This window comes from Kineococcus esterisolvens, from assembly GCF_050871405.1.
Classification (GTDB): Bacteria; Actinomycetota; Actinomycetes; order Actinomycetales; family Kineococcaceae; genus Kineococcus.
Genome location: NZ_JBJLRI010000038.1, coordinates 1 through 14951, shown reverse-complemented (window position 1 = coordinate 14951; position 14951 = coordinate 1). Strand labels below are relative to the sequence as shown.

Annotated in this window: 14 protein-coding genes and 1 tRNA gene; 8 read left to right on the top strand and 7 right to left on the bottom strand. The window is 77.0% G+C overall.

What is annotated here, in order from left to right:
* Window positions 1-8: 8 nt before the first annotated feature.
* Both ACRYR8_RS12860 and ACRYR8_RS12855 read right to left on the bottom strand, forming a co-directional pair.
* Window positions 9-389, bottom strand: coding sequence for an ATP-binding protein (locus ACRYR8_RS12860; protein WP_432484946.1), 381 nt, complete (start codon window positions 387-389; stop codon window positions 9-11).
* Window positions 390-541: 152 nt separating this feature from the next.
* Window positions 542-2980, bottom strand: coding sequence for a SpoIIE family protein phosphatase (locus ACRYR8_RS12855; protein ID WP_432484945.1), 2439 nt, complete (start codon window positions 2978-2980; stop codon window positions 542-544).
* 182 nt (window positions 2981-3162) lie between these two features.
* Between ACRYR8_RS12855 and ACRYR8_RS12850 the strand changes: the two genes are divergently transcribed.
* On the top strand, window positions 3163-4068 hold the full coding sequence (locus ACRYR8_RS12850; protein ID WP_432484944.1) for a diacylglycerol/lipid kinase family protein: 906 nt from the start codon (window positions 3163-3165) through the stop codon (window positions 4066-4068).
* Window positions 4069-4155: 87 nt separating this feature from the next.
* Here ACRYR8_RS12850 and ACRYR8_RS12845 read toward each other — a convergent pair whose 3' ends face one another.
* The 4 genes from ACRYR8_RS12845 to ACRYR8_RS12830 all read right to left on the bottom strand — a co-directional run bounded on the left by ACRYR8_RS12845 (window position 4156) and on the right by ACRYR8_RS12830 (window position 6907).
* Window positions 4156-5763 (bottom strand): diguanylate cyclase domain-containing protein, encoded by a 1608-nt coding sequence (locus tag ACRYR8_RS12845; RefSeq protein ID WP_432484943.1) that lies wholly within the window; start codon window positions 5761-5763, stop codon window positions 4156-4158.
* 100 nt (window positions 5764-5863) lie between these two features.
* The gene (locus tag ACRYR8_RS12840) at window positions 5864-6274 is read right to left on the bottom strand and encodes a hypothetical protein (protein WP_432484942.1); all 411 of its coding nucleotides are present in this window, start codon (window positions 6272-6274) and stop codon (window positions 5864-5866) included.
* A gap of 44 nt (window positions 6275-6318) precedes the next feature.
* A tRNA-Ser gene (locus tag ACRYR8_RS12835) sits at window positions 6319-6411 on the bottom strand.
* Between the two features lie 106 nt (window positions 6412-6517).
* Window positions 6518-6907, bottom strand: a complete 390-nt coding sequence (locus tag ACRYR8_RS12830; RefSeq protein WP_432484941.1) for a hypothetical protein — start codon at window positions 6905-6907, stop codon at window positions 6518-6520.
* Between the two features lie 175 nt (window positions 6908-7082).
* Between ACRYR8_RS12830 and ACRYR8_RS12825 the strand changes: the two genes are divergently transcribed.
* The 6 genes from ACRYR8_RS12825 (at window position 7083) to ACRYR8_RS12800 (ending at window position 14241) form a co-directional block, all read left to right on the top strand.
* Window positions 7083-8615 (top strand): sensor histidine kinase, encoded by a 1533-nt coding sequence (locus tag ACRYR8_RS12825; protein ID WP_432484940.1) that lies wholly within the window; start codon window positions 7083-7085, stop codon window positions 8613-8615.
* 9 nt (window positions 8616-8624) lie between these two features.
* The gene (locus ACRYR8_RS12820) at window positions 8625-9002 is read left to right on the top strand and encodes a response regulator (protein ID WP_432484939.1); all 378 of its coding nucleotides are present in this window, start codon (window positions 8625-8627) and stop codon (window positions 9000-9002) included.
* A complete protein-coding gene (locus ACRYR8_RS12815; RefSeq protein ID WP_432484938.1) occupies window positions 8999-11428 on the top strand; it encodes a response regulator in 2430 nt (809 codons plus the stop codon). Before ACRYR8_RS12820 ends, ACRYR8_RS12815 begins: the two co-directional genes overlap by 4 nt.
* Complete coding sequence (locus ACRYR8_RS12810; protein WP_432484937.1) at window positions 11425-11718, top strand: Hpt domain-containing protein; 294 nt, start codon at window positions 11425-11427, stop codon at window positions 11716-11718. The genes ACRYR8_RS12815 and ACRYR8_RS12810 overlap by 4 nt, the downstream gene beginning before the upstream one ends.
* A complete protein-coding gene (locus ACRYR8_RS12805) occupies window positions 11715-12908 on the top strand; it encodes an acyltransferase family protein (protein ID WP_432484936.1) in 1194 nt (397 codons plus the stop codon). The genes ACRYR8_RS12810 and ACRYR8_RS12805 overlap by 4 nt, the downstream gene beginning before the upstream one ends.
* Before the next feature lie 262 nt (window positions 12909-13170).
* Window positions 13171-14241 carry an acyltransferase family protein gene (locus ACRYR8_RS12800; protein ID WP_432484935.1) on the top strand — a complete coding sequence of 357 codons (1071 nt, stop codon included), beginning with the start codon at window positions 13171-13173 and terminating at the stop codon, window positions 14239-14241.
* Here ACRYR8_RS12800 and ACRYR8_RS12795 read toward each other — a convergent pair.
* Window positions 14225-14542, bottom strand: coding sequence for a hypothetical protein (locus tag ACRYR8_RS12795; protein WP_432484934.1), 318 nt, complete (start codon window positions 14540-14542; stop codon window positions 14225-14227). The two genes, ACRYR8_RS12800 and ACRYR8_RS12795, sit on opposite strands and share 17 nt — an antisense overlap.
* A gap of 149 nt (window positions 14543-14691) precedes the next feature.
* Between ACRYR8_RS12795 and ACRYR8_RS12790 the strand changes: the two genes are divergently transcribed.
* Window positions 14692-14913, top strand: a complete 222-nt coding sequence (locus ACRYR8_RS12790) for a DUF1737 domain-containing protein (RefSeq protein ID WP_432484933.1) — start codon at window positions 14692-14694, stop codon at window positions 14911-14913.
* The last annotated feature ends 38 nt before the right edge of the window (window positions 14914-14951 follow it).

Sequence of the window (14951 nt, the reverse complement as noted above, 5' to 3'; positions counted from 1 at the left end):
GGACGGACTCACGCGGCCACGTCGCACCAGACGGTCTTGCCCGAGGGCACCAGCTGCACCCCCCACGCCTCGCTGAGCGCGTCCACCAGGTCCACCCCGCGGCCCGACTCCGCCTGCACCGGCGAGCGCCGGTGCTGCGGGCGCTCGCGACTGCCGTCGCTGACCGACAGGTGCAGCACCCGCACCCGGCAGTCCACCACCGCGCGCACGGGCGGGGCGCCGTGGCGCACGGCGTTCACCGCCAGCTCCGACAGCAGCAGCAGCGCCTGCTCCAGCACGGCCTCCTGGTGGACCCGGCACAACGTCTCGCGCAGGAACCCGCGGGCCCGCCGGGCGGCGGACAGGTCGGCCGGCAGGGCCACCTCCGCTCTCGGCGTGACGTCGCACATGCGCTGCATCCTGTCGCCCAACCGCCCCGGGCGCGCCCCGAGAACCTGCCCGGCTTCCCAGCGGCCGGGCACCGGTGGCAAGATGGTCCCGCGCCGGCCGGGGCACGTGGAGGGGAAGACCACGAGTCCCGGCCGGCGTCCGCGTCCCCGCGTCAGGTGCCGGTGCGCACGTGCACGGCCAGCAGCGCCACGTCGTCCTCGGCCCCCGCCGGCACCAGGCGCGCCAGGACCGCGTCGCACACCTCCTCGACGTCGAGGTCCGGCAGCTGGGCGACGGCGTCCCCGAGCAGCCGCACCCCCACGTCCACGGGCTGGTCGCGGCGCTCCACCAGCCCGTCGGTGTACAGCAGCAGCGTCGAGCCCGGCTCCAGCAGCAGCTCGTGCTCGTGGCGCACCTGGTGGGCGTCGATGCCCAGCAGCAGGTCGTGCACCGGCCCCTCCAGCAGCCGCACGGACCCGTCCGGGGCGCGCAGCAGCGGCGGCAGGTGCCCGGCGTTCGCCCAGCGCAGCCGCGCGGCCCCGCCGAGCGCCGGTTCCAGCAGCGCCACCACCGCCGTCGCCGTGGTCTGCAGGCCCAGCACGGCCATGGCGGCGTCCAGCCCCGCGAGGACCTTCCCCGGCGCGCCGCTGTCGGTCACGGCGACGCCGCGCAGGAGGTTGCGCGCCTGGCTCATGGCGGCGGCCGCGTCCACGTCGTGGCCCATGACGTCGCCGATGACGAGGAGCGTGCCACCGCCGGGGTGGTGGAACGCGTCGTACCAGTCGCCGCCGACCTGCGCGGCCTGCGCGGCCGGCTGGTAGCGCACCGCCACCCGCAGGTGCTCCGGCTGCACCGGCGCGGTGAGCAGGCTGCGCTGCAGTCCCTCGGCGATGCGCTGCTGCGCCCCGTACAGCCGCGCGTTGTCCAGCGCGAGGGCCGCCCGGTCGGCGATCTCGCTGGCCGTCAGCAGGTCGTCGGGGGAGAACGTGGCGCGCTGCGCGCCGCGGAACAGGGTGACGGCGCCGACGATGCGGCCGCGGGCCCGCAGCGGCAGCACCGCCTGCGACTCGGGGGCCAGTTCGCGCACCACCTCGCGGCTGCGCTCGTCCAGCAGGTGCCGGCACAGCTCCCGCGCCGCCCCCGAGGGCACGACGACGTCGCGCCCGGTCCTGCGCGCCCGCGACAGGGGGGAGCCCGGGCCCAGCGCGCGCAGGCGGCGCTCCTGGTACTCGCGCACCAGCGGCAGCGCGGCCGGGTCGACGTGGGCGGAGCCGACGTCGCGGAGGGCGCCGTGCTCGTCGAGGAGGGTGAGGACGCACCAGTCGGCCAGCGTCGGCACGAGGTGCTGGCCGAGGCGGGCGACGCCCTCCTCGGCGTCCAGCGTCTCGGTCAGGTCCTCGCTGACGCCGGCCAGGACGCGCATGCGCTGCGCCGCGGAACGGGCCGCCGCCGAGGCCTGTTCCGCCTCGGCCACCGCGGCGCGGCGGGCGGTGACGTCGTGGAAGTACACCGACAGCCCGTCGGGGGTGGGCCAGGCCCGCACCTCGTACCAGGCGTTCAGCGGCTCGGGGTAGTGCTCCTCGAACTCCACCGCCCGCCCGGTGGCGACGGCCGCGCGGTACTGCGTCTCGAACTGCGCGCCCACGGCCTGGGGGAACAGCTCCCACACGTCCTGCCCGAGCATCTCGGCGCGCGAGCGCCCCAGCAGACCTTCCGCCCGGGCGTTGACGTAGGTGAAGCGCCACCGGCGGTCCAGGGAGAAGAACGCCGACGGCATGGTCTCCAGGACCCGGGTGACGCGGGCGTCGGACTCGTGGTCGGCGGTGGTGTCGAAGGCGGCGCCGAGCATGCGGGACGCCCTGCCGGCGGCGTCGGTGAGGACGGCGCCGCGGGCCTTGAGCCAGCGCACCCGGCCGTCGGGGCGCACCACGCGGTACTCGGCCTCGTAGTCCCCGCAGGTCTCCACCGCCCGGCGCAGCGCGTCGGAGACGCGGGGCACGTCGTCGGGGTGCAGCGCGGAGGTGAACTCCTCGAAGGGCCCGGTGAAGCGGGCGCGGGGGAAGCCGAACAGCTCGCGCAGGCGGTCGTCCCAGGACACCTCGCCGCCGGTGAGGTCCCAGTCGAAGCTGCCGATGCGGGCGGCGTCGATGGCCAGCTGCCGGCGCAGCTGGTCGGCGGGGTCCGGGGAGGAGGCGCCGGCGGCCAGCTCGAGGTGGGTGGCGACGTCCTGGGCGAGCTGGGCGAGCACGGTGGCGTCGGCGTCGTCGAAGGTGCGCGGGGTGGCGGCCAGGACGCCGAGGGCGGCCAGGACCTCGCCGCGGCGGCCGGTCACCGGGACGGCCAGCACGCGGACCCCGTCGGGGTCGCCGCCGACCGCGCGGACGGCGGTGCCGCGGGCGGCGGCGTCGCGGCAGGCCGTGGCGAGCTGGTCGGCACCGTGCACGGGCCCCTCGGCGGGGACCACCGCGGACAGCGCCGCGGCCGCCGCGGGGCGTCCCGCACCGGGCGGGGGCGGTTCGAGCCGGCCGGTGTCGGCGTCGAGCAGGCGCACGGCGGCGCGCACCGCGCGGTGCGCGACGGGGTCCCCCGTCGCAGGGGTGGGTGCGTCCACCGAGCCTCCGTCGATCCTCAGCGGACCGGAACGGTGTCGCTGGTGCTGTGCGCCCACTGCCGGACGCGGCCCATCGTACGAGCGCGGCGCCCTTGGCGGCACCGCGCGTCACCCCCGCGTCCCGCGGTGGCCGGGGTGGCGACGACGGGCCGGGCGGGGGCCTTTCACCTACGGTCGGGGACGTGCCCAGTCCCAGCAACCCGTTGCAGCGGGTCGTCGTCGTGCTCAACCCCAACAGCACCGGCGACGGGCCGGCCAACGCCCGCGAACTGCGCGACCAGCTCGCCGAGCGCGTCCCCCACCTGCCCGTGGACCTCGTGGAGACCGAGCACGCCGGGCACGCCGAGCAGATCGCCCGCGAGCAGGTCGCCCGCCACCCCGGCGTGCTGGTCGTCTCCGCCAGCGGCGACGGCGGCTACCACGAGGTCGTCAACGGCGTCGTCGCCGCCGGGCGCGCCGGTCACGACGGCGGTCTGGCGGCCGTGCTGCCCTCCGGCAACGCCAACGACCACGCCAACGCCACGCAGCACCGCAGCCTCGTCGACGCCGTCGTCGACGTCGCCGGCGGCGGGCGGCCCGAGCGCATGGACCTGCTGGAGGTCGACACCGGCGACGGGGAGCCGCGCGTGGCGCACTCCTACGTCGGCGTGGGCCTCACCCCCGTCGCCGCCGCGGCCCTCAACGAGAACGACCTGGACGCGGTGAAGGAGACCCTGCTGGTCGTCAAGGCGTTCTGGAAGTACCGCCCCATGACCATCGGCCGCGACGGCCGGGACGTGCGGATCGACAGCCTGGTCTTCGCGAACATCGACCGGATGGCGAAGTACGCGCAGCTGTCCGACGACTCCTCGCCGGACGACGGCCGCTTCGAGGTCCTGATGATCAAGCACCGCAGCAAGCTGCGGCTGCTGGCCGAGTTCGCCCGCGTCCTGCGCGGCCGGCACCGCGTGGAGTCCCGCAGCGAGCCGTACGAGTTCCGCACCCGCAACCCCATGCCGCTGCAGATGGACGGGGAGGTGCTGCCCCTGGCGGGCGGGGCGACGGTGCGGGTGCGGTGCCTGCCGCTGGCCCTGCGCACCGTGCGCTGAGGTCCCTCGACCGGCCGGGAACCCCGGCACCGCAGCGGCCGCCTCCGCGCGCCCCGGCGGGGCGGGCGCCGTCGCCGGCGGTGGCCGTCAGCTGCTGCGGGGCACGGCGGCGGGCTGCGGACGGCGGGCCGCGGGCCGGGCGGCCGGTGCCGGTGGGCGGGTGCGCCGCTTCCGCTCGTACATGAGGGCGTCGGCGCGGGCCAGCAGCGCCTCCACCAGGTCCTCCACGTCGGCGGGCGCGCCGGTCGCGGTGCGCTCGGCGTGCAGGCGGCGGGGGGACTCGCGGACGGCCCCGGTGCTGGCGGAGGCGTGCAGGGGCGCACCGGCGACGGTGAACGGCGCGGCCAGCACCGCGCACAGGCGCTCGGCGACGTCCTCGGCGGCCACGTCGTCGGTCACCAGCAGCGCGAACTCGTCGCCGCCCCAGCGGGCGGCGTGGTCGGCGACGCGCACGCTGGAGGCCAGCCGGTCCGCGACGGCGCGCAGCAGTTCGTCACCGGCGGCGTGCCCGAGGGTGTCGTTGACCTCCTTGAACCGGTCCAGGTCCACGAACGCGACGACGACGTGGCCACCGCTGCGCAGCCCGTCGCCGACCGCGTCGGTGAGGACCTGCGAGAAGCGGCGGCGGTTGACCAGGCCGGTGAGGGGGTCGACGTGGGCGAGGACCTCCAGCTGCCGGCGCTGCCGCTCGGCGGTGGCGAGCAGCGCGCGGTGGTCGTGCACGACGAGGTACTGGCGCAGCAGCACGAGCACGATCAGCACGACGAGCCCGGTCAGCACCGCGGGGTCCGCGCGGGACCACAGCCGGTGCACGGCGAGCGCCGCGGCGGGCACGAACGCCAGGTAGGGGACGGCCAGGCCCCACGGCACGGGGTCACCGGGGTCCGGCGGGGGCGGCGGCGGGGGGTTGTCGGGGCTGGCGGCGACGGCGAACAGGCCGAACCCGGTCAGCCAGCACAGGTCGGCGAGGCCGCCGGTGGCGAAGCCCGCCGGGGTGGTGAGGGCGAGGAAGTAGACGGCGTCGCCGGCGGTGACGGCGGCGCCGGCGGCGACGGCGAGCACGCCCGCGCGGGTGGGGCCGCCGTGCAGCACCGCCATGACCGTCAGGGTCAGGTAGACGACGTCCAGCACCTGGAAGGCCAGCGGGAAGGCGAACTCCACCGGCCGGCCCGGCAGGTGCGGCAGCGCCCCGTCCAGCCACAGCACGACCAGCGCGGTCAGCAGGGCGCACGCGGTGAGGGCGCCGTCCAGGAGGGTCCGGGCCCCGAGGGTGCGGGTGCCGAGGGTGCCGAGGGTGCGCAACCGCAGGAAGGAGAAGGAGGCGGCGACCGCGAGCACCCCCCACAGCAGGAACGGCACGTCGGCGGCCGTGGTGGCGGTGGGGTCGCCGCCGCCGAGGTCGACGGTGAGGAAGACGGCCTGCCCGGCCGTCCAGCTCAGCAGGCCGGCGGCGAGCACCCCCCACGTCAGGCGCAGCGGGCGGGGCAGCGCGCGGTGGGCGGCCGTCCGGGCGGCGCGCGCCGCGGCGGTGAGGGCGACGAGCGCCTCCGCGGCGCCGACGACGGCGCGCCCGGCGGTGCTGGTGGGTCCCAGCAGGTGCGCGGTGGCCGCGACGGCGAGGACGACGGCCAGGAGCAGCAGCAGCGGGCCGCGCACCTCGCGGGCCGCCGCCGCCCGTGCGGGTCGCGGGGTCACACCGTCCCGTCGGCGCGCGGGGTGCCCGGCTGGACGGTGCGGGGCGCAGGTCCACCCCGCGGGCGCGGCGGGTTCACCCGTCCGGCCCCGCGGGCGCCGGTCAGCGACCGGCGGGGGTCTCCGGCACGGCGGGGGTCTCGGGCGCGTCGGCGGGGCGGGCCAGGCGCAGCAGCGGTTCGGTGGTCAGGCGCTGCCACACCAGGTTCAGGCCGGCGGCGACCATCAGCAGCGCCAGCACGGCCAGCGGCCAGGCGTCCACGGCGAACGCGACGCACAGCACCACCAGGCCCGGCAGGGGCAGCAGGCCGGCGGGGACCCGGTTCCACCACCGCGGCTGCAGCACCGAGGCCGCGTACCACCAGGCGACGGCCACGACCCGCTCGTCGGGGTGGCGGCGGCCCTGGCGGGCCAGGGCGAGCACGTCGCGGCGGTCGGCGGCGGGCAGGGCGCTGTAGGCGCGGATCGCGGCGGCACGCCGCTGCGCGGGCAGCTCGGGGGCGGTGGCGCTCACGGGACCTCCAGGGATGGCGCGCGCACGGCGCGGGGTGTCGGGTGCGGAGGGCATGGGATTCGAACCCATGAGGAAGGAGTGGGTACCTCCCTAGCGGTTTTCAAGACCGCCGCCTTCAACCACTCGGCCAGCCCTCCCGGCCCGGTCAGTCTACGGACCGTCGCGGGCGCGCCCCGACCGCCGGCGGGGCGGCCGGGGCGCCCCGCCGGCGCGGTCGCGGCGGGAACGCGAGGACCGGGCGCTTCAGCGCCGGGCGGCCAGCGGGGCCAGCGCGCGCGCCATGTCGCGGGCGCGGGGCAGGTCGCGCACCGCGGCGGGGCGGCGCACGGCCAGGACGCCCTCGCGGGGTTCGGGGTCGGAGACGTCGAGCACCACGGCGCGCCCGTCGACGAGCATGGCGTCCAGGAGACGCTCGGCGTCGGGCAGGGCGACGACGACCCGCGAGCGCAGCAGGTGCCCGACGGCGGTGGTGCGCGCCAGGCGCAGCAGGAGCTTCTCGTCGTCGAGGTGGTTCAGCTCCGGGCGGCGCAGCAGCAGCCGGGCCAGCGCGGCGATCTCCGCGGCGGACGCGGGTGGGACGACCGCCTGGCGGGCGGCGGGGTGGACGATGCCGCGGCGCGGGTGGTGCTCCACGGTGACCTCCTCGGGGGGGTGCGTGCGGTCACCAGCCCCTCGTGGGCGGCCCGCTCCCCCCGGTTCTCGGCCTCCGGCTCGCGCGGCGTGATGGGCCGTCCGGGGGTCACTCCCCGCGCGCACCGGGCCCGGCGGGCGCAGGACACCGACCACCCCCCTGCACTACACAGGCAGCGTGACCGCAGACACGCGCAGTGGTGACGGGGTGGCGGCAGCGGACGGGGGGGCGGAGGGCGCCGCGGCCGGGGACCCGCCGCCGCCGGAGACGGAGCGCTCGCTGCGCGACCTGCTGGCGGCGCTGCCGCTGGGCGTGCTCGTCGTCGGCGCCGACGGGGTGCGCACGGTCAACGACGCCGCCGAGCGGGCGTTCGGGCCGCGCGTCGGCGAGCCGTTCGCCGGCGTCTTCCCGCGCAGCTCCCCCGGCGCGCCGCCGTTCGCGGTGCGCCGCGCCGACGAGTCCGGGAGCGAGCCGGTCGAGGTCGCCGGCCGCGCCGCGGACGGGACGGTGTTCCCCGTCGAGGTGATCGTCTCCCCCGGTCCCGGGCCGGGCACCGCGCTGGTGCTCGCGCGCGACCTGCGGGGCGCGGCGCGCGCCGAGGCGGAGCTGCGCCGCCAGCGCAGCCTCACCGCGCTGCTGCTGGAGTCCACCACCGACGGGTTCCTGGGCACCGACCGCGAGGGCCGGGTGCTGTTCGCGAACACGGCGGTGCGCCGGCTGCTGCGCCAGCGCGCCGCGGACCTGGTGGGGCGGCCGCTGGCGGAGGTGGGCCGCCGCCCCGCCGACGCGGGCGACGGGGCGGCCCCGGAGGGCCCCTCCCTGGCCGACGTCGCCGCCCGCGCGGCAGCCGGCGGCGGCGCGAGCAGCCGGGTGGTGCTCTGGTGCCGGGGCACCCCCCGCTCGGCCCAGGTGACCGTCGCCCCCGTCGTCGCCGGCGAGGAGACCGTCGGCAGCGTCCTCACGGTGCGCGACGTCACCGAGGAGGAACGGGTGGAGGAGCTCAAGCGGCAGTTCACCGCCGTCGTCAGCCACGAGCTCCGCACCCCCCTGACCGCCATCAAGGCGAGCCTGCGGCTGGTGACCAGCGGGGTGCTGGGGCCGCTGCCGGAGGAGCCTGCGCGGCTGCTGCGCATCGCCGACGAGAACGCCGACCGCCTCGCCGCCCTGGTGAACGACATCCTCGACGTCGAGCGCCTGGACGCCGGCACCGTGCCGCTGGAACCGGAGCCCACCGACCTGGCCGACCTGGCGCGCGCCGGGGTGGAGCAGCTCGGCAGCGCCGCCGACGCCGCCGGGGTGGAGCTGGTGCTGGCCGCCGCCGAGCCGGCCGTCGTGCACGCCGACCCGCACCGGATCGCGCAGGCGCTGACGAACCTGGTGGGCAACGCGGTGAAGTTCAGCGCCGCGGGCGGCCGCGTCGAGGTCAGCTGCACTCGCGGCGCGCACGAGGCGCGCCTGGCGGTGCGCGACGAGGGCCGCGGCATCCCCCACGACCAGCTGGAGGCGGTCTTCGACCGGTTCCGGCAGGTCTACGCGTCCGATGCGCAGCGGCAGTCCGGCAGCGGGCTGGGGCTGGCGATCACCAAGGGGATCGTCGAGCGCAGCGGCGGTCGGGTGGAGCTGCGCAGTCGGCTGAACGAGGGAAGCGAGTTCACGATCGTGCTGCCGCTTGCCGACACCCGGGAGGAAGCCCCCGACACCACCCGCTAGGAGGCCCCCGTGGCACGCACCGTGCTCGTCGTCGACGACGAGCCGCACCTGCGGGAGCTGGCCGCCCTGAGCCTGGAGCGCGTCGGGGGCTTCACCGCGCTCACCGCCGGCACGGCCGCCGAGTGCCTGGCCGCCGTCGCCGAGCACCACCCCGACCTGGTGCTGCTGGACGCGATGATGCCCGGCACGGACGGTCCCGGGACGCTGGCCCTGCTGCGCGCCGGTGCCGCCGGGGCGGGCGTGCCGGTGGTGTTCCTCACCGCCGGCGTGCAGCGGCACCAGGTGCGGGCGCTGGAGTCGCTGGACGTCCTGGGGGTGCTCAGCAAGCCGTTCGACCCGCTGGAACTGCCCGCGCAGGTGCGCGAGCTGGCGGGGTGGCGGGGGTGACCGCCACCGCCGCCGAGCTCGCCGCCGCCCCGCTCGCCGCGGGCCGCACCGCCCTCGTCGTCGACGACGACGAGCTGATCTCGCAGCTGGTGTCCGCCGGCCTGCGCGCCGCCGGCATGACGGTGGTCACCGCCTCCGACGGCCGCGAGGCCCTGGCGCGCCTGGCCGAGGCCGTGCCCGACGTCGTCGTCTCCGACGTGAACATGCCCGGCATGGACGGTTTCGCGCTGGTCAGCCGGCTGCGCGCCGAACCCGCCACCCGCGCGGTGCCGCTGGTGTTCCTCACCTCCCGCACCGACCCCTCCGACGCGCTGGCCGCGCTGCGCCTGGGCGCCGACGACTACGTGCGCAAGCCGTTCGACCTGCCCGAGCTGGTGGCGCGGGTCACGGCGAAGCTGGACCGCCCGCCGGTGCCGGTGGAGCAGCTGCTGCGCGACCCGCGCACCGGGCTGCTGTCGGTGGCCGCGCTGGCGGAGGAGACCGGCCGCGAGGTGGCCCGCGCGGCGGCCACCGGGCGCGACGGCGCGCTGGCCGTGCTGGAGGTCGCCGAGCTCGCCGCCCTGCGCGCCCGGTTCGGCGCGCGCGGCGAGGCGGAGCTGACGGCACAGCTGAGCACCGCTCTCGACGGTGCCGCGGCCGGGGCCGCCGGTGCGCGCGTGGCCGGCGCGGGCGGTGGCCGGTTCGCGGTGCTGCTGCCGGACACGGGTGCCGAGGAGGTGCACCGGCTGCTGCTGGCGCTGTCCGAGCAGGTGGTGCGCCGCCGCGTCACCGTCTCCGGCGAGGCGCTGGACGTCACCCCCGTCGTGGGGTGGGTGGCCCTGTCCGACGTCGCCGGGAACCCCGGCGGCGCGGGCACCGGCGCGCTGGCCGCGACCGGTGGGCGCGCCCTGGACCTGGCCGGCACCGCGGCGAGCGGCGCGGCCCGGCACCTGGACCTGCAGCCGGTGCGCTGGACGACCGGCACGGTGCCCGCCGAACCTGCGGTGCCCGCCGAACCTGCGGGGGGAGGGGCTGGGACCCCGCGCCGGGCGGCGCGCGGGGAGGTGTGGCGCGCCCGGCTGCGCACCCCGGGGCAGGTCGCCCTGACGCTGGTGCTGGGCGTCGTCGCCCCGTTCGCCGTGTACGTCGGCGCGTGGACCTGGAGCGGCGTCGACCTCGGCCCGGTGGCGTACGTGGGCGTGGTGCTCGCGCTGGTCGTGACGGCCACCGCGATCTGGCTGGAGGGTCTCCTGGCACTGGACCCGGTGCGCCCGCCGGCGGACACCGGCGGCCCGTACCCGCGCGCCTCGGCGATCATCGCGGCGTACCTGCCCAACGAGGCCCTGACGATCGTGGAGACCGTCGAGGCGTTCCTCGCGCAGGACTACCCCGGTGAGCTGCAGGTCGTCCTGGCCTACAACGGCCCGGACCGCCTGCCGGTGGAGGACGCCCTGGAGGCGGTCGCCGCGCGCGACCCGCGCTTCGTGCCGCTGCGGGTGGACGCTTCGACCTCCAAGGCCCAGAACGTCAACGCGGGCCTGGCGGTGGTGACCGGGGAGTTCGTCGGCGTGTTCGACGCCGACCACCACCCGGACCCCACGTCGTTCCGGCGCGCCTGGCGCTGGCTCGGCGGCGGGTACGACGTCGTGCAGGGGCACTGCGTCGTGCGGAACGGCGGCGCCAGCTGGGTGTCGCGCACGACAGCGGTGGAGTTCGAGTCCATCTACGCCGTCAGCCACCCGGGCCGCGCCCGGCTGCACGGGTTCGGCGTGTTCGGCGGCTCGAACGGCTACTGGCGCACCGACCTGCTGCGGCGGACCCGCATGCACGGGTTCATGCTCACCGAGGACATCGACTCCAGCCTGCGCGTCGTGGAGGACGGCGGGCTCATCGCCAACGACCCCGCGCTGCTCTCGCGCGAGCTGGCACCGACGACGCTGGCAGCGGTGTGGAACCAGCGGATGCGCTGGGCGCAGGGGTGGTTCCAGGTGTCGCTCAAGCACCTGCCCCGGGCGTGGAGGTCCCCGCACCTGCGCCTGCGGCAGAAGCTGGGCATGACGTTCCTGCTGGGCTGGCGCGAGGTGTACCCGTGGGTCTCGCTGCAGGCGTACCCGGTCGTCGCCTACCTGGCGTGGCGGGCCGACGGCTTCCGGAACCTGGACTGGACGGTCCCGCTGTTCGTGCTGACCACGCTCTTCACCACCTCCGTGGGCCCGGGGCAGACGCTGTTCGCCCGCCGCCTGGCGGTGCCGGAGGTCCGCCGGCAGCGCGGGTGGTTCCTGCGGTACCTGCTCGTGTCCTCGTTCTTCTACGCGGAGTTCAAGAACGTCATCGCGCGCGTCGCGCAGGTCAAGGAGCTCACCGGTGAACGGGAGTGGAAGGTGACGCCGCGCAGCGTGCCGGTGGTCGCGGCGCTGCCGACCCCCAGGGACGGGGGCGCGTCGTGAACGAGATCGATGCGATGCGCGCGCTGACCGCGGACCTGTGGGAACAGCTGCGCCCCCTGGTGCGGGCGCGGCTGTCCCAGCTGGACGAGTGGGTCGCCGCCGGCCAGCTCCTCGAGGGCCGCTCCGAGGCGGTGCGCACCGCGCACAACCTGTCCGGCTCCCTCGGCAGCTACGGCCGCCACGACGGCTCGCGCGTGGCGCGGGAGCTGGAACGGGCGCTGCTGGACGACGAGAGCCCCGGGCGGGTCGTGGACCTCGTCGCCGCCCTGCACCGGGCCGTGGACGCGTGAGCGCACCGGCACCCGGGCCGCCCGTGGACCCCCCGGGGGCCGGCCGCCTCGCGGGCCTGGAGGGCTACCGCGGCCTGGCGGCGGTGGGTGTCGTGGTCTTCCACGTCTACCAGGAGCTGCGCGTCGACGGCGCGTACTTCCTGGCGGGGACCCGGGCGCACGCGTGGCTGTACGCGCTGGACACGTTGGTGGACCTGTTCTTCGCCCTGTCGGCGTTCCTGCTGGCGCTGCCGTACCTGCGCCGCGCGGTCGCCGGCGAGCGCCCGCAGGGAGCGCTGGAGTTCCTGCGGCGGCGCGCCGTGCGGGTCGTCCCGCTGTACTACCTCGTCGTCACGGTGGTGTGGGCGAGCCGCAACGCCGACCTGCCCGGGGAGTGGCGGGACCTGCTGGAGCACCTGACGTTCACCCAGGTGCTCGACGACCAGCGGATCTTCTCCACCGTCGGCCCGGCCTGGTCGCTGGCGGTGGAGGTGCAGTTCTACGTGCTGCTGGCGCTGGTGGGGTCCGCGGTGTGCGCTGCGTGCCGCAGGCTCCGCCGGCGCGGCGCCCGGATCGGGGCGGCGGCGCTGCCCGGCGTGCTGCTCGTCGCGGCCGGGCTCGGCTGGAAGCTGGCGGCGCACGCGCAGGGGCGCCCCGGGACCGACTGGAGCACCTGGTTCTCCCTGCCCGCGAAGCTGGACGTCTTCGGGTTCGGGGTGCTGCTCGCCCTGCTGGTGGCGGTGCGCGGCACCGGCCCCTCCCGGGTGCTGTCGGCGGCGCTGCTGGCGCCCGCCGTGCCGCTGCTGCTGGCGGCGGTGTGGGCGGGGACCCGGGACGGCCTGGTGGCCGAGCTGCGGCACACCGCCGCCGGAGCGGGGTTCGCCTGCCTGCTGGGCGCCACGGTGCTCGCCGGAGCGGGCTCGCGGGCGGTCCGCGCCCTGCAGGCGCGGCCGGTGGCCTTCCTCGGCCTGATCAGCTACAGCCTGTACCTGTGGCACGAGCCGCTGATGCTGTGGATGGCGGGGCTGCCCGTGTGGCCGCAGCGCTCCAGCCCCGCGACGCTGCTGCTGGGCGTGGCTCTGCTGCTGCCGGTGGCGGTGCTGGTGGGGTGGGCGAGCTACTGGGTGGTGGAGCACCCCGCCGGGGCGCTGCGCCGCACCCGCACCGCCGACGGCCGCCCTCGCCAGTACTACGGCGAGGGCGCCGGCTGAGGCACCGCTCCCGTCGTCAGAGCGCGTTGTGGCGACGCTGAGGAGCGGCGGTTCAACGGGGCGTCACAGCGCATTGTGACCCGCGTCACACGAACGGCATATACGGTGACAACCGCCCCTCGGGCCTCACTACAGTCCCCCGAACCAGCGCCCCACCCCGCTCCCGAACGCGGCCGGTGCCACCGCGCCGAGCCACCACCCGAAGCCCCCGAGGAGACCCTTGGCCGCGACCACGCCCGCGCCCTCGACGACCAGACCCGCGGTGACCGCCCGGCCCCGCGGCTTCGACGTCCTGCGCATCGCCGCCGCCGCCGCGGTCGTGGTCAGCCACGCGCACCAGCTGCCCTTCGGCGACCGCGACACCCAGCCGGACCTCCTCGTCTTCGGCGACTTCGCCTTCAACCTGGGCCGCATCGGCGTCATCGTCTTCTTCGTCGTCAGCGGGTACCTCGTGTGCGGCAGCTGGCTCAGCGAGCCGCGGGTGCGCCCCTTCGCCGCCAAGCGCGCGCGGCGGCTCATGCCGGCGCTGCTGGTGATGCTGGTGCTCGTCGTCTTCGTCCTCGGCCCGCTGACCACCACGGCGGCGGACTACTTCGGCGCAGCGGGCACGTGGGAGTACTTCCTGCGCAACGCGCTCGTCTTCCCCTACGCGAACCACCTGCCGGGCGTCTTCACCGGCAACCCCTCCTCGATGGTCAACGGCGTCCTGTGGACCCTCGGCGTGGAGGTCGCCGCCTACGCGCTCCTCGGGTTCGCGGGCTGGCGCGGGTGGGTCTCCCCGCGCCACCTCACCGCGATCACCGCCGTCCTGGCCCTCGTCGGCTGGCGGCTGGTGTCGGAGAACGTCCTGGACGGGCAGCTCGTCCCGGTGGCGCTGCGGCTGGAGCTCATCGCCTACTTCTTCGCCGCCGCCGCCGTGCGGGCGTGGGGCTGGCGGCCGACGGGCCGGGCGGCGATCGCCGCGATCGCCGTCGTGGCCGCGCTCGTGGCCGTGCGGGCACCGCTGTCCATCGCGCTGGTGCCCTGCGCCACCGTCGTGGTCCTCCACCTCGGCACCCGCACGTGGAGCTGGGCCCGGCCGCTGACCGCGCTGGGCGACCCCACCTACGGCGCCTACATCTACGGCTTCGTCGCCCAGCAGCTCCTCATCGCCCACCTCGGCATGGAGGACGCGCCCGTGTGGTGGTTCGCGACCGTCTCGGTCGCGGCGGCGCTCGCGTGCGGGTACGCCTCCTGGCACCTGGTGGAGAAGCACGCCCTGCGCCGGCGCGGGCCCGCGCGCACCGCGGACCCCACGGCGGCCGGGACGGGTGCGCTCAGAGGAAGCCGGTGAGGCCGGTGACGGCCTCGGTGAGCATCTGACCGTGCTCCTGCTCGCTGAGGGACCCCTCGACGAGGCGGTGGTCCAGGACGCGGCGCACGAGCTCCACGGCGTCGGTGCGCGCCACCGTCGCGCCGTACCCGCCGACGGCCGGCTGCACGTCCAGGGTGCGCCCGTCCCCGTACGCCGGCCCGGCCAGCCACGGGCCGCCGGCGTCGCGCTGGACGAGGCGGCGCACGTCGTCGGGGTCCATCGCGAGGACCGCGTGCGCGATGCGGTCGAGGTCCAGGACGTCGGTCTGCTCACCAGCCACGGCGCCCAGCCTGGCACCGGGTGCGGCGCGGCGCCCGGTGACCGGGGTCGCGACGCGCCGGCCCGCACGCCCGCGGGGTAGCGTCGCCGGCGAGCACGGTGCCCGGACGCCCGGGCTCGCCCCCTCCGCGAACGAACGAGGAGCCCGCGATGACCACCACCCCCGCCGAGCCCGAGGGTCGCCTGCGCTACCGGTTGCTGACCGGCACCGACGACCGCGCGTTCTGCGAGAAGGTCAGCGCCGCGCTGGCGGAGGGGTACCAGCTGCACGGCTCGCCGTCGCTGACGTTCGACGGCGAGCGCGTCGTCACCGCCCAGGCCGTCGTCCTGCCCGGCCCGAACACCCCCCGCTTCGTCCCCGTCAACACCTGACGGACCCCCGCGGTGATCGAGGAAGTCGCGACTTCCTC